Origin of the sequence: Actinomadura sp. 21ATH (genome assembly GCF_041951345.1) — a bacterium.
Lineage (GTDB): Bacteria > Actinomycetota > Actinomycetes > Streptosporangiales > Streptosporangiaceae > Spirillospora.
Window position 1 is genome coordinate 135381 of record NZ_JBGNUR010000012.1, and the last position, 19249, is coordinate 154629.

Sequence of the window (19249 nt, forward strand, 5' to 3'; positions counted from 1 at the left end):
CCGCCTCAGGGACGTTCGTGCGCTGAGATGTTGGGTGGAAAGAGATCGGGGGCGTGTGCGCCCCCGATTCGGCCTCTCAGGAGATTTCGTGGTCCGCGGCTAGAAGACCGAAATGTGGACGTGGTCGTAGTGGTTGGCCGTGATGCCGCCGCGGTTCTCCATCATGCGCCAGCCGGGGCTGCGCATGTCGTAGATGCGCTGGCGCCAGATGACGTACTTGATGCCGAGCCGGTTGGCGTTGGCGACCGCGTAGTTGGCGGTGCGGTCGCCCTGGGAGCGGCCGCTGGCGGACGGTGAGGAGCCGCCGGTGCTCACCATGAAGTCGCAGGCGTGGCCGGTGCCGTGGTCCTGCGGGTCGCCGGTGCTGCGGACGCAGCCGATGGTCGGGAACGGGCCGAACTCGATGTCCAGGGTGTTCTTGACCTTGAGCATCCGGGGCGTGACGCCGCCCATGCCCACGCTCGGGGACTCGGGCTTGTACTTCTTGACCAGTGCCTGGATCTTGGTCTTCTGGCCGAGGAGGTCCCTGATCTCCTTCTGCAGGCCCTTGATCTTGGCCTCGTACTCCTTGCGGGCCTTCTCCTGCTCGTTCACCAGTTTCTGGATCTGCTGGACCTTGTTGGACTGGTTCAGCGCGACGTGGCTCGCCAGGCTCATGTTGCTGAGCGCGTTGGACGGGTCGTCGGCGGCCAGCACGGTGACGCTGGGGTCGGCGCCGCCGCTCATGTACTGGTTGGCCGCGAGCTGGGCCACCAGGCCGCGGGCGACCTGGAGGTCGGCCTGGAGGTCCCTGGCCTTCTCCTGGGCCTTCTTGACGCCGTACTGGGCGTCCTTCAGCTTGGCCAGGTCGCCGCCGTACGCCTTCTCCAGTTGCGCGATCTGCCTGTTGTACTTGCTGATGCGTCCGGAGTCGCCGGGGTCGGCATGGGCCGCGGGCACGGTGCCCGCGGTCAGCGGCAGGGCACCGGCGAGCGCCGCGAGTGCCAAGGCGGGGCGCCGCAGCCGAGCGTGCCACCGGCGGGTGGAGTTGGGGGTCTCCACGTCCTCTCCTCTCCTCGATCGCCTACCGGGTTAGCTGACGGGTTCGGGCCGGGAGCAGCCCTATCACCGTCCGCTGGGGGCGGGCGGTGAATTCACCCCGGCCGGCGGCCGGGCGCGAAGCCCGGACCCGCCGGCGTATGGGTCCCCGGTTCCCGGGCGGGGGGACGCGCCGGGATTAGGCCGGTCCGGCCGGCCCGCCCCGGGGGTCAGGGCGAGTCACCGACCGAACAATAACGAACTGTTCGGAACCATCCGGATCCTCGCCAAGATTAAACGGTGCGAACAGTGGAATGGTTCATCCGCCCACCGGGCCCGGCCCCCCGCTGGGAGCCGGGCCATCTTACGTGACGCGACTCACAGACCCGACTTGTAGAGGAGCCGGTTGGGCGTTCCGCTCCCAAGTCGACCGATTTGTCCCTTTGTCGAGTTGTCGTTCAGCCATTTCTGCACCTGCGGGAAAGTGGCGGTCTTCTTCCCGGCCAGGTACAGGGCCGCGACCCCGGCGACGTGCGGCGCCGCCATCGACGTGCCGCTCACCGTGGCCTTGCCGCCGCCCGGCCAGGTCGAGGTGATCCCGTAGCCCGGCGCCAGGATGTCGAGGCACTTGCCGTAGTTCGACCAGGTGGCCCGGTTGTCGTGGACCGTCGTCGCGCCGACCGCCATGACCCAGCCCGCGCTGGCCGGGGACGTCTTGCAGGCGTCCTGGCCCTCGTTGCCGGCCGCGACCGTGGTGAAGACGCCGGACCGGGACAGCTTCTCCAACGCCGCGTTCATCGCCGCGGACTTGCCGCCGCCGATCGACAGGTTCGCGACGGCGGGCTTGGCCGCGTTCTTCTGCAGCCACTCGATGGCGGCGACGATCGTCGACACGTACCCGTAGCCGTCGGCGTCCAGCACGCGCAGGCCGCGCAGCCTGACGTTCTTGGCCACGCCGTACGTCGCGGAGCCGATCGTCCCGGCCACGTGCGTCCCGTGGCCGTTGCGGTCCCAGCCGTCGCCGTTGAACTCGGGGCCGACCCACACCATCGAGGCGCGGCCGCCGAACTGGGGGTGGGTGTGGGCGAGGCCGGAGTCGATGACGTACGCGTTGACGCCCGTACCGGTCGACTTGTACGTGTACGTCTTCGACAGCGTCTTCTTGCGCTGGTCGATCCGGTCCAGGCCCCACACCGGGTTCTTCTGCGTGGCCGACGCCCGGACGAGCTGGTCCTGCTCGATCGCGGCCACCGCGGGGTCGCGGCGCAGCCGGTCCAGCTGGGACGGGTCCAGCTTGGCGGCGAAGCCGTTCAGGACGCGGTCGTACCGCTGCACCTTCGCGGCCTTGACCCGGGCGGCCGGGCCGGCCGGGGACGAACCCGGCTTCACGGTGACGATGTACCGGCCGGGGGCCGGGGTGCCCTGCGCCGCGACCACCGGGACGGGCGGCGCCTGGGGGGTTGCGGCGAAGGCGGGCAGGGTGGCGGCGGTACCGGCCGAGGCGACCGCGCCGATGATGAGCACCCTTCGGGGGAAAGTCCGCAAGAGCTCTCCTTCTCTCACGCGGGGACCGCGCACGGCGCCCGCGGCCGGGGTCGAGGCGACCCCGGGCGGAGGTACTTTATTGGATCTCTGCTGGATATGGCCGTTAAATCCGGCATTTCGGCTACGCCGACCGGTTGAGGTCACTAAGGGACGCGTGTCCCGGCCGCGCCTCAGTCGCGGCTGAGCTTGCCCTGGTAGCCCACCTCGGCGCTGCCCGGCGCCGACCACGCGTACTGCAGCGACCCGTCCGGCTGCCGGCTCACCAGCACGTCACCGGCGGTGCAGGGCTTGGCGATGGTCAGCGACATGTGCAGCTGGCGGTTGGTCCCGCGGGCGAACGCGAGCGTTCCGGTGCAGCCGTTCCGCGGGTACACCGCGCGCCCCGCCTTCGTGCCCTTCTCGAACGTCACCTCGACCGGGAACGAGGCGCCCCGCCCGCTGTTGACCAGCGTGCCCTTCCACGTCCCGGCGAACGCCTCGGGAACGGCCGTGACCGGCGTGTCGTCGATCCCGTCGGCCTTCCCGGCGGGCGCGCCGTCGTCGTCCCCGCGCATCTGCGGCAGGAGCACCAGGCCGATGATCGCGACGCCGACCAGCACCCCGATGGTGAGCGACAGCGCCACCCCGAGCAGGTGGTTGCCGGGCCGCGGCAGCCGCGCCAGCAGCCCGGCGAAGCCGCTCTCGCCGCCCGCGGGGGGCAGCGAAAGGATCGCGGTGGAGGAGCGCTCGTCCTCCCTGTCCGGCTCGCCCCGCCCGCCCATCCCCGGGATCAGGTGCGGCGTCGGCTCGGTACGGTCCGCCGGGTCCGGCAGGGGAGCGGCGGCCAGCGGCGGCATCGCCTGGGTGGCCGGATCGTGGTCGAACGCGGTGTCCTCGACGCGCGGCGTGTCGACCCGGGTGAGGTCGGACGGCTCCTGCGGCGGCCACTCGTTCCGCGGTCCGAGGACCGCCGGGGAGGCGGGCGCCCCGAAGCTCGCGGGCGGCGACGCGGCCGGCACCGGCTCGGCCGCGGCCACGGACGGCGCGGCGGGGGCGGGCTCGGGCAGAGGCTCGGGCCGGGGCGGGAGCGGCGGCGCCGGGGCGGCCGCGGCGGGTGCGGCGGCCGCCGAGGAACCGGCGAGCGCGCGGCCCTCGGCGACCAGCGACTCCGGCATCCGGTCGGCGAGCGGGCCCGCGCCGTCCAGGAGCCGGCCGAGCAGCTCGGCCGCGGTGGGCCGCTTGGCGGGCTCCTTGGAGAGCGCGTCCGCGACGATCCCGCGCAGGTAGAACGGCAGCGCCGTGATGTCCGGATCGTCGTACATGATCCGCTGCATGACCTCCGACGGCGAGCCCTCGCCGAACGGCGGCCGCCCGTTCGCCGCGAACAGCAGCACCGCGGCCCAGCCGAACACGTCCGCCGCCGGGCCGATGTCGACCCCGCTGAGCTGCTCCGGCGCCTTGTACGAGGGGTCGTCCCCGATCCGGCCGGTCGGCGCGGCGTTGACCGCGTCCAGCGCCTGGGTGAGGCCGAAGTCGCTCACCTGCGGACCGTTCCGGCCGAGCAGGACGTCCCCGGGCTCCAGGTCGTGGTGGACCGCCCCGGCCCGGTGGGCGGCGGCCAGCGCGACCGCCGTGCCGACCGCGAGCCGCTCGACGACCGCCGTGCCGCGCGGGCCCTCGTCGGCGACCAGCTGCAGCAGCGAGGGGCCGTCGACCCACTCGCTGACGACGTACGGGCGGTCGCCCTCGACATCGGCGTCCAGGACCCCGGCCGTGCAGAACCCGGACACCTTCCGCGCCGCGGCGAACGCGTCGACGAACCGGGACCGCGCCGCCGGCTCGCCGCTCACCCGAAGGTGCAGCACCTTGACCGCGACGGTCCGGCCGGACCGGTCGCGGCCGCGGAAGACGGCGCCGTGCTCGCCGACGCCGAGCCGGCCGGTGATCTCGTACTCGCCGAGCCGTCGCGGATCACCGGGCTGCAGGGGCAGCGCCTCGGCCATCTACACAACCTCCGTGACTCTCCCGCCGGGGAACCGTTCCCCGGCCGGTCTCCCGGATTCCCGACATACCGTGCAGACCGTGCACCGGCGCGGTCATCCTCCCACCGGCCCGAGGGTCCCCGTGCCAGCGGCCGGGACCGGGCGGCGCCGGGCCGGGTAGCGTCGAGCCGTGCCGCGAACACCTCTCACCCGTGCCGCGCTGGACGAACAGCGCAGCGTACTCGGCCTGCCTCCGTACGCGGGCGCCGACGAACCGGACGAGCTGCGCCGCTCGGCGCTGGAGACCGCCCTGGCCGCGTACGACGCGGGCGCCGCGCCGGCCCGCCCCATCCTGCGGGGCGCCGTCCGGCACCTGCTGGACCGGCTCGCCGAGCTGGCCCCCGGGCGCTCCGTGGAGGTCCGGGTGCCTCCGTACGCGGCCGTCCAGTGCATCGACGGCCCGCACCATACCCGGGGCACCCCGCCGAACGTGGTGGAGATGGACGCAGACACCTGGATCGTTCTCGCCACCGGTCGCCTGACCTGGGACGAGGCGATGAAGGCCGGCCGGGTCAGAGCGAGCGGCCCGCGGGCGGACCTGTCCGCGCACCTGCCGGTGCCGCCGTCCTGACCCCTGTTGTACGCGCCGTCCGATTCGGGGCTCTTGCTGCCCGACCCCCCTTGCCCGCGCGCCCGGACGCTGCCAGCGTGGAGAGCAGTCCTTCCGGACATCTCCTGACGGGTCGGGGCACGGCACAGAGGGCGGCGCCATGCTCATCGCGCACTGGACCTTCGACATCGAGACCGTCGACGGCCGCGAGGTCGCGGACGTCCAGGGCGGCCCCGCCGCGACGCTGGACGAGTCCGTGCGGATCGTCCCCGGCCGGGACGGCGAGGCGCTCTCCTTCGACGGCGGCGGGCACGCCGTCGTCCCGGCGGTGCCGCAGCTCGTCCTGAGCCAGGTCTTCGGCTTCGCGCTGGCCTTCCATGTCAACGTGACCGCCGCCCCCGACGGCGAGTGGCGCGGCCTGTTCGCCAAGCCGGCCGGCGAGCACGACGCCCGCAGCGCCGGCATGTGGCTCTACCCGGACGCCACCCGCGTCCGCACCCAGCTCTTCACGATCAAGGGCCCGGACTACGTCGACAGCCGCCGCTCCCTCCCGCTGGACGAGTGGGCCCACGTGGCGTTCGTGGTCAACACCGACGGCATGTTCCTGTACATCGACGGCCAGCTGGATGTGGCCGTCCCGCTGGAGCACGCCGTCGTGCCGCTCTCCGGCCCCATCTACCTGGGCAGCGAGCCGGGCAAGCCGGGCTTCACCGGCCTTCTTGATGACTTCCGGGTCTATGCCTCGGCCCTGGACGAAGCCACCATCCACGCCCTGGCCCAGGCATAGGCCGCAAGACGAGCCCGCAGCTCGCGCACACGATTAACGTGCATACACTGACGGGTGTGCCTCTCGGTGATGGACTTCTGAGCCACGACCTCGACCCCTCGGACCGCTCCCCCAAGGACGCTTGCGGGGTCTTCGGCGTTTGGGTGCCGCCCAGCGAGGCGTCCCGTGCCGAAGTGAGCAAGCTCACCTACTACGGCCTGTACGCGCTGCAGCACCGCGGGCAGGAGTCCGCCGGCATCGCCGTCAGCGACGGGTCCCGGATCGTCGTCTTCAAGGACATGGGCCTCGTCTCCCAGGTCTTCGACGAGTCCGTCCTCAACACGCTGCGCGGCCACCTGGCCGTGGGCCACTGCCGCTACTCCACGACCGGCTCCCCGACCTGGGAGAACGCCCAGCCGACGTTCCGCTCCACCGATCCGGGCGGGCTCGCGCTGGCGCACAACGGCAACCTGATCAACACCCCCGAGCTGGCCGACCGGCTCGACCCGGGGGTGCTGACCGCGACCACCGACACCGAGGTCCTCACGGCGCTGCTCGCCACCCACGGCGGCGGCGACCCGATGGCCGCGGCCCGCGAGATCCTCCCGGTCACCCGCGGCGCGTACTCCCTGGTCTTCATGGACGAGGGCACCCTGTACGCCGCCCGCGACCCCGAGGGCGTCCGGCCCCTGGTCCTCGGCAGCTTCGAGGACGTCGGCTGGGTCGTGGCGTCCGAGACGGCGGCGCTCGACATCGTCGGCGCCCGGTTCGTCCGGGAGATCGAGCCCGGCGAGATGATCGCGTGCGACGGCTCCGGCGTGCGCTCCGAGCGGTTCGCCGAGGCCCGGCCCAAGGGCTGCCTGTTCGAGTACGTCTACCTGGCCCGCCCCGACACCACGATCTCCGGCCGCAGCGTCCAGGCCACCCGGGTCGAGGTCGGCCGCCGGCTCGCCGCCGAGCATCCGGTCGAGGCCGACATGGTCATCCCCACGCCCGAGTCGGGGACCCCGGCCGCGATCGGCTACGCCGAGGCGTCCGGCATCCCGTACGGCCAGGGCCTGGTTAAGAACTCCTACGTCGGCCGCACGTTCATACAGCCCTCCCAGACCATCCGCCAGCTGGGCATCCGGCTCAAGCTCAACCCGCTGCGCGAGGCGATCGAGGGCAAACGGCTGGTCGTCGTGGACGACTCGATCGTCCGCGGCAACACCCAGCGCGCGATCGTGGCCATGCTCCGCGACGCCGGGGCCGCCGAGGTGCACGTGCGGATCTCCAGCCCGCCGGTCGCCTGGCCCTGCTTCTACGGCATCGACTTCGCCAGCCGCGCCGAGCTGATCGCCGGGAACCTGTCCGTCGAGGGCATCCGCGACTCCCTGGGCGCCGACTCCCTCGGCTTCATCTCCCTGGACGAGCTCATCGCCGCGTCCCGCATCCCCAAGAACGACCTGTGCCGGGCCTGCTTCGACGGGGTCTACCCGATCCCCGTGGACGAGGGCGCCCGCGGCAAGCACCTCCTGGAGACCTCCGCATGAGCGCGTCCTACGAGGCCGCCGGTGTCGACATCGCCGCGGGCGAGCGCGCCGTCGACCTGATGAAGTCCCGGGTCGCCCGGTCCCGCCGCCCCGAGGTGGTCGACGACGCCAGCGGCTTCGCGGGCCTCTTCGACGTCTCCGCGCTGCTGCGCTACAAGCGCCCCCTGCTGGCGACCTCCACCGACGGCGTCGGCACCAAGGTCGACCTGGCCCGCCGGCTGGGCGTGTACGACACCATCGGCCACGACCTGGTCGGCATGGTGATCGACGATCTCGCGGTCTGCGGCGCCGAGCCGCTGTTCATGACCGACTACATCGCCTGCGGCAAGGTCGTGCCGGAACGGATCGCCGACATCGTCGGCGGCGTCGCCGACGCCTGCGCCCTCGCCGGCTGCGCCCTGGTCGGCGGCGAGACGGCCGAGCACCCCGGTCTCCTGGAGCCCGACGAGTTCGACCTCGCCGGCGCCGGGACGGGCGTCGTGGAGGCCGACGCGCTGCTCGGGCCCGAGCGCGTCCGGCCGGGCGACGCCGTGATCGCGATGGCGTCCTCCGGCATCCACTCCAACGGCTACTCCCTGGTCAGGCACATCCTCGCCACCACCGACCTGACCCTGGAGGCGCGGCCCGCCGAGCTGGCCGGCACGCTGGGCGAGGAGCTCCTCACCCCGACCCGGATCTACGCGAAGGACTGCCTGGCCCTCATCGAGGGCGCCGCCGTCCGCGCGTTCGCCCACATCACCGGCGGCGGCCTCGCGGCCAACCTGGCCCGCTCCCTGCCCGCCACGGCCGACGCCGCCCTCCGGCGCTCGTCCTGGACGGTCCCGCCGATCTTCGAGATCCTGCGGCGCGCCGGGAACGTCCAGGCCGCCGACATGGACAGGACGTTCAACATGGGCGTCGGCATGGCCGCGATCGTCTCCGCCGACACCGCGGACGCCGCCCTCCGCCTCCTGAACGCCCGCGACGTCCCCTCCTGGATCCTCGGCGAGATCACCCCCGGCACCGGCGCCGTGTTCATTGCATAGCCCTTGGCGTCAGGCCGTGGACGGCCTTCCTTCGGCGGGCTTCGCGGCGATCGCCGCATCGCTCCGGCTCGCCTAGGGGCTCGCTGCGCGATCAGATGCTCGCTCGCGCTCGCATCTGCCTTCGGACGCGATCGCAACGCTTGTGGTCCGCACCACCTCGGCAGGTCGGCTCGGGGGCTCGGAACTCCGTGCGGTCTGCGGGCGTCACATCATTCGTGATCCTTTCCTGGCGGATGCCGCGGCGGTGGATCGGGCCGCTCAGCGTGCTGGTCGGGCTGCTGGCGTACGGGGTCGTGCTGCCCACGGGGTGGGCGTACGCGGACACGGCGGCGTACAGGAAGAGCGTGCGGGACGTTCCCGCCACGCCGGTGGCGCTGGTGCTGGGGGCCGGGATCCGGGAGGGGCAGCCGTCGCTGTTCCTGGCGCGGCGCCTGGACCTGGCGGTGGAGCTGTACCGGCGGGGCAAGATCAAGGTCGTGCTGGTGTCGGGGGACAACCGCGTCGTCGACTACGACGAGCCGACCGTCATGCGGGACTACCTCGCCGCCAAGGGCGTGCCCGCGGAACGGGTCGTCCGCGACTTCGCCGGGCTGGACACGTGGGACTCCTGCGTCCGGGCCGGGAAGATCTTCGGCGTGACGCGCCTCACCGTCATCACCCAGGAGTTCCACCTGCCGCGGGCCGTCGCCCTGTGCCGGGCGGCCGGGCTGGACGCCTGGGGCGTCGGGGACGCCAGCCCGTCCCAGATGGGGGCCACGGCGGCCGGGTACGTCCGGGAGCCGCTGGCCATGCTCAAGGCGATGGGCAACCTGACGACGCGGCCGGCGCCGACCCATCTGGGCGATCCGGAGCCGGGCGTGCGGGAGGCGCTGGCCAACCCGTAGCCGCGTGCCGCACGCGGCCGCATGCCAAAAAGGCATCGCCCCGCGAGAACCTCCCGGGCGGGGAGGGGAACGCGGAGCGATGCCCGGCGGGCCGTGCGGCCCGCGTCACGTTCAGGGGCCGGAGGTGCCGTCCTTGCGGTCTTCGGCGTCCTCGTCGGCGTAGTCGGCGTACTTCTCGGCGAGCTCGTCGTAAGCGTCGTAGTCATCGCCGGCGGGGTCGGAGACTCCCAGCTCGCTCTTCAGGCGGTCGAGGTCCGTGTTGCCGCCGTTGTACTTGAGCTGTCGGGCAACCTTTACCTGCTTGGCCTTGGCTCGGCCGCGACCCATTGGCTCGACCCCCTCGATGGTCAGGGCTTTCGTGGGCCCATCAACGCGCGCGTGTACCACACGAACCGATGCCTGATGAGCCATGCGTCAGTCACGGATACAACCGTACCCGTTTTGCGCCCGGCTCGGTACATCGTCGGTACGTGGCGGCACGCTCGTTTGCGGAGAAGCCCAGTGTATCGGGTGCCCGCGAGTCGCCCGACTTCGGTCATCGAACTGTGAACCGGGCGTGTCAGGCGGACGGGGCGGGCGGGACCGCGCGGGGCCCCGCCCGCCCCGGACGATCAGAGCAGGATGCCCTTCAAGCGGCCGATGGCGGACATCCGCCGCTCGGCGAGCCGGTCGGCCGCCACGGCCGGCGGGACGCCCTCCTCGGCGGCCAGCGCGAAGATCCGCCGGGTGGTCTCGAAGATCCCGCTCGCCCGGGACTTCGCCCGGTCGAAGTCGAAGCCCTCGATCTCGTCGGCGACCTGGATCACCCCGCCCGAGTTGACCACGTAGTCGGGGGCGTAGAGCACGCCGCGGTCGGCGAGCTGCTTCTCGATGCCCGGATGGGCCAGCTGGTTGTTGGCGGCGCCGCACACCATGCGCGCCGTCAGGACCGGGACGGAGGCGTCGTCGAGGGAACCGCCGAGGGCGCACGGGGCGTACACGTCCAGGCCCGCCCGGATGAGGGCCTCCTTGTCCGCGACGACCTCCACGTCCGGGTGGCGGGTGCGGACGCGTTCCACGGCCGCCTCGTTCACGTCGCAGATCACCACGTCGGCGCCGTCCTCGCGCAGGTGCTCGACGAGCCGGTGGCCGACCTTGCCGACGCCCTCGACGCCCACCCGGCGGCCGCGCAGCGTCGGGCCGTCCCAGAGCGTCTCCGCCGCGGCCCGCATGCCCTGGAACACGCCGTACGCCGTCAGGATCGAGGAGTCGCCGGCGCCGCCGTGCGCCAGCGTCCGGCCGGTCACGAAGCGCGACTCGCGCGCCACGACGTCCATGTCCTCGCTGTACGTTCCGACGTCGCACGCCGTGTAGTAGCGGCCGTTCAGCGACTGCACGAACCGCCCGTACGCCCGCAGCAGCTCCTCGGACTTGGCGGTCGCGGGATCCCCGATGATGACCGCCTTGCCGCCGCCGTGGTCCAGCCCGGCCAGGGCGTTCTTGTACGCCATCCCCCGCGACAGGTTGAGCACGTCGGTCAGGGCCTCGTCCTCCGACCCGTACGGGTAGAAGCGGGTGCCGCCCAGCGCGGGGCCGAGCGCCGTCGAGTGGATCGCGATGATCGCGCGCAGGCCGCTGGCCTCGTCCTGGCAGAAGACGACCTGCTCGTGCGTCCCGAAGCGGGACGCGGTGGGGTCTGTGCCCTTGTGGGGCGACCCGAAGACATTAGGCACGGTGGTGCCCTCCTCTCCGTCTTGAGATCAGCCTAAGGGTGAGGGGCGTCACCCGCGTGACGAGGTAACACAGCGGTCTCGGTGGCGGCGTACCGGCGGGGGGCATGTCACCATGCGGGGGTGCTTCCGTACACCGCGTACCTACGGGTATACGAACCGGTGACCGCCTTCCCCGAACCCGCCCGGACGCTGTGGACGGCCTATGCCGAGTCGCGGCGGCGCCCCGCCCGCGAGCACGCGCTGGAGGCCGAGCACCGGGACGCGCGGCGGCGGCTCGTGGCGGCGCCGCCAATCGTCGCCCCCGAGCGGGAGAGCGGTGACGCGTACGTACGGCTCGCCCAGGACATGATCTACGTCGCGCCGTGGGACATCCGGCTGCGGTCGTGGCTCGCGCTCGCGCGGTTCCGCGAGGAGACGCCGGCCCTGCTGGCCGGCTGGCACGTACCGCCGCAGGTCGTGGCGGAGGCGGAGCGGGCGTTCGACCGGTGGCGGCTGGCCGGGCGCACCCTGCACCCGCACATCCGGTCCAGCAATTGGCACGTGCCACTGCCGTGGTTCGTGCCGTTCACCGCGGCCGAGCGGAGCCTCACGCTCGGGACGCCGCCCGCCGACGGCGGCCAGGGCGGCGGCCCGGCGACCGCGTCCGCCACCCGCACGCTCATCTACCTCACCTCCATGCGCGAGGCGCGCGGCCGGATCGCCGCCGCGCTGCCGGCCGTGGAGGCCGCCCCCGGTGACGGGGCGCGGCTCGGCGCGGGCGCGCTCGCGGCGCTGGACCGGTGGCTGGCCGCCTTCCATCCGGGGGGCCTGGTCGAGCTCGACTACGGCGGCCTCGTCCACCTCCTGGACGACCGGTCGCTGTGCGCCGACGAGTCGGTCGCCGAGATCGGGGTCGCGCTCGCCGCGCTGGCCCGCGGCCAGACCGAGCTCTGGGCCGCGATGCACCAGCGGCTGGAGACGCGATGGCGTCCGGTACGGGCTCTCCAGGCGGCGAACTGAGCCCGCCGAGCCCCAGGTGACAGCCTGTTCGCTTGGACGTACTGAACAAATTTCCCGAATCCCTGCGCGATACGACTATACGTGTCGCTAGAATCACGCAGCGTGACCCAGTGGCCATGATGCGCACGGTCCGGGCGATCGGTGGGGGAAGTTCTCACGCAACTATCGCCTAGGAACTTGCTTGTCGCGTTGAGTGGTGGCAAGGTTACACGTTGTGATGTCATAGTGGCTCTTTCGGGCCATAGGGGACATCAGTGACCGCGCGAAGATCAATCGCAGGATCGCTGTCATCGGTCCACGGAGGAGAGGCCGCACACATGTCAGCACGTACGCCAGAGGCCGAGCCCCTGCTGACGCCGGCAGAGGTGGCGACGATGTTCCGCGTCGACCCCAAGACCGTCACGCGGTGGGCGAAGGCTGGAAAGCTGACGTCCATCCGCACGCTGGGGGGACACCGGCGCTACCGCGAAGCCGAGGTGCGGGCGCTGCTCGCGGGAATCCCGCAGCAGCGGTCGGAGTAGCACACTCCGGCCGGCGGGCGCCGCAGGGCACCCGCCGCCCGTACACCGGGCTTCAAGAGGGGGGAGGCCGGGAGGCCCTGGACCACGGTCCAGAGCTCTCCCGGACGATGGATCCGGGACCACGATCATCCGAGAATCGCGGTCCCGGACCTATCTTTTGCATTGCCCTTGGCGTCGGGCCTTGGAGGCCCTCCTTCGGCGGGCATTGCGGCGATCGCTGCATCGTCTCGACTCGCCCAGGGGCTCGCTCGACGATCAGATGCTCGCTTGCCCTCGCATCTGCCTTCGGACGCGATCGCAACGCTTGAGGTCCGCACCACCTCAGCAGGCCACCTCAGGAGGTGGTCATGGATGGCCGGTCAGGATCGGGCGGGCTTGGGTCGGCGAACTCCTGGCGGGTGAGGTCGTCGAAGAGGGCGCCCGTGGTGGGGTCGTGGCGGCCCGCCACGTGCAGGAGGACGATCAGCTGGTCGACCAGGAGACGTTCCAGTTCCTGGCGGGTGACATCGCGGTGCTCCAGCCAGTCGAGGCCGGCGGTCTCGACCGAGGCCATCCAGGAGCGCAGGGTGATGCGCAGGACGGGTTCGGGCGTCTCGATGTTCAGGGCGTGCAGGATGCGGCCCAGGAGGAGGCGGCGGATGCCGTCGACGATCTCGCCCACTTCGCCTGAACGGTCCGCGGGGCCGCCGCGGAGGAGGGCCGTGTAGCCGGCCGCGTGGCTCTCGACGAAGTCGAAGTAGCGTTCGAGGGAGGACTGGAGTCGCTCCAGCGGCTTGCCCTCCGGCGGGATCTCCAGGAGGTCCGAGAGCTGCTTGGCGGCGCTGCTCAGGGCGGCGAGGTAGAGCTCGTACTTGCCGCCGAAGTAGTGGTAGACGAGGGCGCGGGAGGCGCCGGCGGCCGCGGCGACGTCGTCGATGGAGACGTCCTCGGGGGGCTGGGTGCTGAAGAGTTGCAGCGCGGCCTCGATCAGCTCGTCGCGACGCTCGTCGACGCTGAGCCGGCGGCGGGTGCGCTGCCCGTTCCCCGGCTTGCTCATTGCCCGATCTCCCACCCGGGAAGCGTATCCGAGGGCTGGAGTGGATCCGCCGCGTGCGCGGACGGATGCGCTGGGTGATATGTCGTGCTCTTTCGGAGCTGTGATCCAGCACACCACATGCCCGAACTGCCATTGACGGCTGCCCGTTACTCGCTGTTGCGACGCGCCGGGGCGGAGGCGGGGCATCATGGCATCTCCCCCCGAGCGGGGGGAGGCGTGCCCGGCCCGTGCGGCGGGCCCGGAGCGCCGAGGCGGCAGGTCCTGCAGGCCCCCCTGGACGGAGTGCCATGTCAGCTCGTGAAGGTAGTAGTCCCCCGCGCGACCCCCGGTCACTGACCGTGCCCAAGCCCACGATCCGGAACGTCGCGGAACGGGCGGGCGTGTCCAAATCCCTGGTCTCGCTGGTCATGCGCGGCTCCCCGCATGTCAGCGAACGGCGCCGGCAGGCGGTGCTGCAGGCGGCCAGGGAACTGGGTTACCGGCCGAACGCGGTGGCCCGGAGCCTGGTCGAGGGCCGGACGCGGCTGATCGGCGCGATCGTGGCCGACCTGCACAACCCGTTCTTCGCCGAGTTCCTCGACGGGCTGCAGGAGACGCTGCACGGCCAGGGGCTGCGGATGCTGGTCGGCAGCGGGCGGTGGGACCCGCTGTTCGAGGCGGAGGCCGTCGAGGCGTTCCTGGAGATGCGGGTGGACGGCCTGGTGCTGCTGAGCGTGGTGCCGGACTCGCTGAAGGACGCGGCCGCGAGCGTGCCGGTCGTCGTCGTCGGGGAACGCGACGTCGTCGGGGTGGACATCGTGGTCGACGACGACGAGCTGGGCGCGAGCCTGGCCGTCGACCATCTCGTCCAGCTCGGGCACCGGCGCATCGCCCATATCGAGGGGGCTCGCTCGACCACGGCACGCTACCGGCGGGCCGGGTACGAGAAGGCGATGCGGCGGCACGGGCTGGCGGGGGAGATCAGGGTGGAGCCGGGGGACTTCACCGAGGAGGGCGGCTACCGGGCCGCGCGGGCGCTGCTGTCGGCGGAGGACCGGCCGACGGCGATCTTCGCGCCGAACGACCTGGTCGCCACGGGGGCGCTGTCGGCGGCCGACGAGCTGGCGCTGCCGGTGCCGGAGCAGGTCTCGATCGTCGGGTACGACAACACGCATCTGGCGGCGATCCGGCACATCTCGCTGACGAGCGTCGACCAGCCGCGCCGGGACATGGGGCGCGTGGCCGCGGAGCTGCTGACGGCGCGGATCGACGATCCGGCCCGGGTGGCGCGGCAGAACCTGGTCGTTCCGCACCTGGTCGTCCGGTCCACGACCGGGCCGGTGCCGCAGCCGGTCGCGCACTGAGCCGGGCGCCCGGCGGCCCGGGAAGGTCGGCCGCAGGTAAGGGGATGGCCAAGGCTGGCGAATTCCGCGGGTCGCCGGGCGCGGGCGGCGGGTTAATGGGTGCACGGTTCCGGCGGAGTCCTACGCCGAGGGGGGCGAGTCGTGCGTGATCCGGAGTTGGTGTCGTGCGCCCAGCGCGCGGCCGGCGAGCTGGAACGGGCGTGGGCGGAGTGGCGCCACGCGCGGGGGCTGGACGAGCGGCCGCCGGAGCCGGTCGCGAGTTACGTGGCCCATTCGATCGATCATCCGTGGGGGCGGCCGCGCGTGGTGCTGGGCCTGGACGCGGAGGAGGCGCGGGCGCTGGCCGCGCTGCTGGGCCGGAGTTGAGCCGTTCCCGTTTGACGTACGCGGGCCGGTGTGCAGACTGGCAGGGTCTATAACGGAGGCATCACAGGGGGACGGCCCATGCGAATCCACTCGGCCGCGGCTCTGGCCCTCTGCCTGGGGGCCCTGACCGCGTGCGGCGGCGACGGGGGGTCGCCGCCGGCCGAGGGGGCGAGCGTACCGCCGCCGACCTCGGAGTCGACCGCGCCGCAGGGGGCGGTGAAGCGGGACGCGTCGCTCCAGGGGAAGGTCATCGTGATCGACCCCGGGCACAACGGCGGGAACGGCGAGAACGCGTCGAAGATCAACAAGCAGGTGCGGATCGGGAACGGCAGCAAGGCCTGCGACACGACCGGGACCGCGACGAACGACGGCTACAACGAGCACGCCTTCACCTGGGACGTGTCCAAGCGGCTGGCGAAGCTGCTCAAGGCGAAGGGCGCCGAGGTGCATCTGACCCGGAGCAACGACACCGGGTGGGGGCCGTGCATCACGGAGCGGGCCGCGCTGGGCAACCGGGTCAAGGCGGACGCGGCACTGTCGGTGCACGCCGATGGCGCGCCGGCGTCGTCGCACGGGTTCCACATCATCCAGCCGATCGCGGTCAAGGGCTACAACTCCGGGATGGTCCCGGATTCGCAGCGCCTCGGGCGCGCGCTGCGTGACGCGTACCACGAGGGGACGGGCGTCGCGTACTCCAACTACCGCGGCAAGGACGCCCTGGACCCGCGGAACGATCTCGGCGGGCTCAACCTGTCCAGGGTGCCGAAGGTCTTCATCGAGTGCGGCAACATGCGCAACGCGGCGGACGCGGCGAAGATGAAGGACGCCGGGTTCCGGCAGCGCATCGCCACGTCGCTGGTGCAGGGGTTCGAGGTCTACTTCCGGTCCTGACCCGGCAGGATGGGGCAGGTGTCTGATCACCTGCGGCGGCTCGGGGCCGCCTTGGAACGCGCCGAGTACACGATCGACGGTGTCCGGGCGCTGCTCGGCCCGGTGGCGGGCGGGGCGCTGGCCCGGGACGAGATCGTTCCGGCCCTGCGGGCGACCGGGGGCGGGTCGCCGCTGGAGGCGCTCGTCCGGCTGTTCTGGTTGCAGGTGCCCGTGCCGGCGCCGGCCGGCGGGTTCCTGGACGATCTCGTCACGGCCGGGCTGGCGGAGTCGTCGGGCGGCGAGGTCCGGGCGCGGCTGCGCGTGGAGCCGGTCGAGGGCGCGGGGTACGCGGTCTCCGATCTGAAGGTGCGGCCGGGAAGCGGCGGCACGGTCCGGCCCGATCACGTGGTCGGGGCGGGCGGCGCGTCCGCCAATCTGGCCCGGCTCGCCGTCCACAGCCCTGTGGACAACGCGCTCGACATCGGCACGGGCTGTGGAGTGCAGGCGCTGCACCTGGCGGGCCGGGCGGGGCGCGTCACGGCGACCGACGTCAACCCGCGCGCGCTGGAACTGGCCGCGCTGAGCGCCGGCCTCTCGGGCGTGGAGAACGTCGATCTCGTGGAGGGCTCGCTCCTGGAGCCGGTCGCCGGGCGCCGGTTCGACCTGATCGTCTCCAACCCGCCGTTCGTCGTGGCTCCGCCCGGGAAGCGGTACGTCTACCGGGAGTCGGGGATGCCCGGCGACGAGTTCTGCCGGCGGCTGGTGACGGAGGCGCCGGCGCTGCTGAACGAGGGCGGCCACTGCCGCTTCCTGGCCAACTGGCTGCAGGTCAGGGGCGTTCCGTGGGAGGAGCGCGTCGGGGAATGGATCGAGCGGTCGGGCTGCGACGCGTGGGTCGTCCGGCGGGACGTGCAGGATCCGGCGGAGTACGCCGAGCTGTGGCTGCGGGACTCGGTGGAGGCGGGCACGCCGGAGTACCGGGAGCGGTACGGCGCGTGGCTGGACCATTTCGAGCGGCACGAGGTGACCGGGATCGGCTTCGGCTGGATCGCGCTGCGGAAGCCGGCGGGCCGGCCGCCCGCGATGCGGGTGGAGGAGTTGCGGCACGCGGTCGAGGAGCCCGTCGGCGCCTATGTGGAGGAGGTCCTGGACGGGTTCGCGGGCGCGCAGGAGTTTTCCACAGGTTGTGGAAAGCCGGTGCGGGCGGCGGACGGGATCGTCCAGGAGCAGATCGGCCCGCCGGGCGCCGAGGACCCCGAGCGGATCGTCCTCCGCCAGGAGAACCGGCTGCGCCGCGCGGCCGGCGTCGGCACGATCGAGGCGGCGCTGGCCGGGGTCTGCGACGGCGAGCTCCCGCTGGACCCCCTCCTGGACGCCATCGCCCAGCTGATCGGCCAGGATCCGCAGGAGGTCCGCGCGCACGCGGAGGCCGTCCTCCCCGAGCTGATCGCCGACGGCTTCTTCAGGCTCCCCCCGCCGCGTTGAGTCGTGGCGTGTTTCTCTCCAGCGGGCGCGCTGTAAGGGAACACGCCACGAGTCGACGTCTCGGGCGGGTCAGCCGCGGGCGTCGTCGAGGGTGCGGAAGGCGCTGCCGCGCAGGCGGCGGGCCAGCTCGCGCTGGGTCCGGGCGGCCCAGAGCGGGCCGCCGTAGATCATGGCGGTGTACGCCTGGACGAGCGTGGCGCCGGCCCGGATCCGCTCCCAGACGTCGTCGGCGCTCTCCACCCCGCCCACCGAGATCAGCACCAGCCGGTCGCCGGTACGGGCCCGCAGCCGGCGCAGGACCTCCAGCGAGCGGGCCTTGACCGGTGCGCCGGACAGCCCGCCGGTCTCCTTGACCAGCTCCGGGTCGCTCGCCAGGCCCTCGCGGGCGATCGTGGTGTTGGTCGCGATGATGCCGTCCAGACCCAGTTCGAGGGCCAGGTCGGCGACGGCGTCCACATCGTCGTCCGCGAGATCGGGAGCGATCTTGACGAGCAGCGGGACGCGGCGCGGCGCCGCCCGGTCGGCGGCCTCCCGTACCGCGGCGAGCAGCGGGCGCAGGTGCTCGACGGCCTGGAGGTTCCGCAGGCCGGGCGTGTTGGGGGAGCTGACGTTCACCACGAGGTAGTCGGCGTGGGGGGCGAGGCGCTCGGCGCTCGCGACGTAGTCGGCGGCGGCGTCCTCCTCCGGCACGGCCTTGGTCTTGCCGATGTTGACCCCGACGATCGTCCCGGGCCTCCTGGAGCGGAGGCGGCGCGCGGCGGCGGCCGAGCCCTCGTTGTTGAAGCCCATCCGGTTGATGATCGCCCGGTCTCGGGGGAGCCGGAACAGCCGCGGGCGCGGGTTGCCCGGCTGCGCCCGCCCGGTCACGGTGCCGATCTCGACGTGGCCGAAGCCGAACCCGCCCAGCGCCTCGTACGCCACCGCGTCCTTGTCGAACCCCGCGGCGAGCCCGAGCGGGCCGGGGAACTCCAGGCCCAGCGCCCGTACGGCCAGCGCCGGATCCCGCGGTGCCAGCGCCCGCCGCAGCAGCGCCGGGGCACCCGGCACCGCCTGGACGAGCCGCAGCCCGCGCAGCGTGAGATGGTGCACGGCCTCGGCCGGAACCCTGGAGATGACCGTGGAGAACAGGAGTCTGTACATCGGGTCCGATTCTCTCAGCCCGGGAAACCGGTTGAGGTCGCGGGGCCGCGCGACCTAGCCTGGCGCCATGTTGATCTACCAGCCCGCCGTCCTCCGGCGGGCCGCCCCTCAGCGCATCCGTCGCCCCCGGGCCGGCTCCCACCGGTAGCAGGGATCCGGACGGTCCCTGTGCCGGACACGTGTGAACGCACGCTCGACGCACAGGGAGAGAAGTACACATGGCCAAGAGCAGGAACGGCATGCTCGGTGTCGGGGGCCAGCGCAGGAACCTCTCGCGCAAGGCCCTCCGCGGCGGTTCCGAGGGCGGCAGGCCCTCCGGCGACGCCGCCGCCGCGAAGAAGGAACTGCTGAGGAAGATGCGCGAGCGCAACGCGCAGCGCGACTCCGAGGCATAGAGATAGTACGGAGAGCCGCCGTGCCCGCCCGGGCGCGGCGGC

The 19249-nt window shown here is 72.6% G+C and carries 19 protein-coding genes and 1 riboswitch; of the genes, 12 read left to right on the forward strand and 7 right to left on the reverse strand.

Features of this window, described 5'->3' with window-relative positions:
• Positions 1–99 precede the first annotated feature (99 nt).
• The 3 genes from ACA361_RS29305 to ACA361_RS29315 all read right to left on the reverse strand — a co-directional run bounded on the left by ACA361_RS29305 (position 100) and on the right by ACA361_RS29315 (position 4544).
• Positions 100–1041, reverse strand: a complete 942-nt coding sequence (locus ACA361_RS29305; RefSeq protein WP_375017222.1) for a coiled-coil domain-containing protein — start codon at positions 1039–1041, stop codon at positions 100–102.
• Between the two features lie 3 nt (positions 1042–1044).
• A riboswitch (cyclic di-AMP (ydaO/yuaA leader) is annotated at positions 1045–1223 on the reverse strand.
• Positions 1224–1395: 172 nt separating this feature from the next.
• The gene (locus ACA361_RS29310; protein ID WP_375017224.1) at positions 1396–2562 is read right to left on the reverse strand and encodes a S8 family peptidase; all 1167 of its coding nucleotides are present in this window, start codon (positions 2560–2562) and stop codon (positions 1396–1398) included.
• 170 nt (positions 2563–2732) lie between these two features.
• The gene (locus ACA361_RS29315) at positions 2733–4544 is read right to left on the reverse strand and encodes a serine/threonine protein kinase (RefSeq protein WP_375017226.1); all 1812 of its coding nucleotides are present in this window, start codon (positions 4542–4544) and stop codon (positions 2733–2735) included.
• A gap of 169 nt (positions 4545–4713) precedes the next feature.
• Between ACA361_RS29315 and ACA361_RS29320 the strand changes: the two genes are divergently transcribed.
• From ACA361_RS29320 to ACA361_RS29340, 5 genes are all read left to right on the forward strand, one after another.
• A complete protein-coding gene (locus tag ACA361_RS29320; protein ID WP_375017228.1) occupies positions 4714–5154 on the forward strand; it encodes a sterol carrier family protein in 441 nt (146 codons plus the stop codon).
• 139 nt (positions 5155–5293) lie between these two features.
• Positions 5294–5920: a LamG domain-containing protein gene (locus ACA361_RS29325; RefSeq protein WP_375017230.1), complete on the forward strand. Its 627-nt coding sequence runs from the start codon at positions 5294–5296 to the stop codon at positions 5918–5920.
• Between the two features lie 56 nt (positions 5921–5976).
• Entirely contained in the window at positions 5977–7431 is a 1455-nt protein-coding gene (gene purF / locus ACA361_RS29330; RefSeq protein ID WP_375017232.1) for an amidophosphoribosyltransferase, read from the forward strand.
• Positions 7428–8456, forward strand: a complete 1029-nt coding sequence (gene purM / locus ACA361_RS29335) for a phosphoribosylformylglycinamidine cyclo-ligase (RefSeq protein WP_375017234.1) — start codon at positions 7428–7430, stop codon at positions 8454–8456. Before purF ends, purM begins: the two co-directional genes overlap by 4 nt.
• A gap of 215 nt (positions 8457–8671) precedes the next feature.
• Positions 8672–9340, forward strand: coding sequence for a vancomycin high temperature exclusion protein (locus tag ACA361_RS29340; protein WP_375017236.1), 669 nt, complete (start codon positions 8672–8674; stop codon positions 9338–9340).
• Positions 9341–9451: 111 nt separating this feature from the next.
• Here the strand turns inward: ACA361_RS29340 and ACA361_RS29345 are convergent, their stop codons facing one another.
• A complete protein-coding gene (locus ACA361_RS29345; RefSeq protein ID WP_375017446.1) occupies positions 9452–9667 on the reverse strand; it encodes a DUF3073 domain-containing protein in 216 nt (71 codons plus the stop codon).
• Between the two features lie 284 nt (positions 9668–9951).
• The gene (locus ACA361_RS29350) at positions 9952–11052 is read right to left on the reverse strand and encodes a Glu/Leu/Phe/Val dehydrogenase (protein WP_375017238.1); all 1101 of its coding nucleotides are present in this window, start codon (positions 11050–11052) and stop codon (positions 9952–9954) included.
• Positions 11053–11172: 120 nt separating this feature from the next.
• On the opposite strand from ACA361_RS29350, the gene ACA361_RS29355 reads away from it, so the two are divergent.
• Complete coding sequence (locus ACA361_RS29355; RefSeq protein WP_375017240.1) at positions 11173–12051, forward strand: hypothetical protein; 879 nt, start codon at positions 11173–11175, stop codon at positions 12049–12051.
• A gap of 317 nt (positions 12052–12368) precedes the next feature.
• Positions 12369–12572: a developmental transcriptional regulator BldC gene (gene bldC, locus ACA361_RS29360; RefSeq protein WP_012850682.1), complete on the forward strand. Its 204-nt coding sequence runs from the start codon at positions 12369–12371 to the stop codon at positions 12570–12572.
• Between the two features lie 334 nt (positions 12573–12906).
• Here bldC and ACA361_RS29365 read toward each other — a convergent pair whose 3' ends face one another.
• Positions 12907–13608, reverse strand: coding sequence for a TetR/AcrR family transcriptional regulator (locus tag ACA361_RS29365; RefSeq protein WP_375017244.1), 702 nt, complete (start codon positions 13606–13608; stop codon positions 12907–12909).
• 287 nt (positions 13609–13895) lie between these two features.
• Between ACA361_RS29365 and ACA361_RS29370 the strand changes: the two genes are divergently transcribed.
• From ACA361_RS29370 to ACA361_RS29385, 4 genes are all read left to right on the forward strand, one after another.
• Complete coding sequence (locus ACA361_RS29370) at positions 13896–14951, forward strand: LacI family DNA-binding transcriptional regulator (protein ID WP_375017246.1); 1056 nt, start codon at positions 13896–13898, stop codon at positions 14949–14951.
• 141 nt (positions 14952–15092) lie between these two features.
• Positions 15093–15317, forward strand: a complete 225-nt coding sequence (locus tag ACA361_RS29375) for a hypothetical protein (protein WP_375017247.1) — start codon at positions 15093–15095, stop codon at positions 15315–15317.
• Positions 15318–15395: 78 nt separating this feature from the next.
• Positions 15396–16208 (forward strand): N-acetylmuramoyl-L-alanine amidase, encoded by an 813-nt coding sequence (locus ACA361_RS29380; RefSeq protein ID WP_375017249.1) that lies wholly within the window; start codon positions 15396–15398, stop codon positions 16206–16208.
• A 9-nt stretch (positions 16209–16217) separates the two neighbouring features.
• A complete protein-coding gene (locus ACA361_RS29385) occupies positions 16218–17672 on the forward strand; it encodes a methyltransferase (RefSeq protein ID WP_375017251.1) in 1455 nt (484 codons plus the stop codon).
• Between the two features lie 69 nt (positions 17673–17741).
• Here ACA361_RS29385 and ACA361_RS29390 read toward each other — a convergent pair whose 3' ends face one another.
• A complete protein-coding gene (locus ACA361_RS29390) occupies positions 17742–18812 on the reverse strand; it encodes a quinone-dependent dihydroorotate dehydrogenase (RefSeq protein WP_375017252.1) in 1071 nt (356 codons plus the stop codon).
• Positions 18813–19030: 218 nt separating this feature from the next.
• Here ACA361_RS29390 and ACA361_RS29395 point away from each other — a divergent pair, with 218 nt between their 5' ends.
• Positions 19031–19207: a DUF6243 family protein gene (locus ACA361_RS29395; protein ID WP_375017253.1), complete on the forward strand. Its 177-nt coding sequence runs from the start codon at positions 19031–19033 to the stop codon at positions 19205–19207.
• The last annotated feature ends 42 nt before the right edge of the window (positions 19208–19249 follow it).

Excerpts from the sequence above, each read along its gene's own strand:
- ACA361_RS29315 (WP_375017226.1), bottom strand. The coding sequence starts at position 4,544 with ATGGCCGAGGCGCTGCCCCTGCAGCCCGGTGATCCGCGACGGCTCGGC.
- ACA361_RS29325 (WP_375017230.1), top strand. The coding sequence starts at position 5,294 with ATGCTCATCGCGCACTGGACCTTCGACATCGAGACCGTCGACGGCCGC.
- purM (WP_375017234.1), top strand. The coding sequence starts at position 7,428 with ATGAGCGCGTCCTACGAGGCCGCCGGTGTCGACATCGCCGCGGGCGAG.
- ACA361_RS29345 (WP_375017446.1), bottom strand. The coding sequence starts at position 9,667 with ATGGGTCGCGGCCGAGCCAAGGCCAAGCAGGTAAAGGTTGCCCGACAG.
- bldC (WP_012850682.1), top strand. The coding sequence starts at position 12,369 with ATGTCAGCACGTACGCCAGAGGCCGAGCCCCTGCTGACGCCGGCAGAG.
- ACA361_RS29365 (WP_375017244.1), bottom strand. The coding sequence starts at position 13,608 with ATGAGCAAGCCGGGGAACGGGCAGCGCACCCGCCGCCGGCTCAGCGTC.
- ACA361_RS29370 (WP_375017246.1), top strand. The coding sequence starts at position 13,896 with ATGTCAGCTCGTGAAGGTAGTAGTCCCCCGCGCGACCCCCGGTCACTG.
- ACA361_RS29380 (WP_375017249.1), top strand. The coding sequence starts at position 15,396 with ATGCGAATCCACTCGGCCGCGGCTCTGGCCCTCTGCCTGGGGGCCCTG.
- ACA361_RS29385 (WP_375017251.1), top strand. The coding sequence starts at position 16,218 with ATGGGGCAGGTGTCTGATCACCTGCGGCGGCTCGGGGCCGCCTTGGAA.
- ACA361_RS29390 (WP_375017252.1), bottom strand. The coding sequence starts at position 18,812 with ATGTACAGACTCCTGTTCTCCACGGTCATCTCCAGGGTTCCGGCCGAG.
- ACA361_RS29395 (WP_375017253.1), top strand. The coding sequence starts at position 19,031 with ATGGCCAAGAGCAGGAACGGCATGCTCGGTGTCGGGGGCCAGCGCAGG.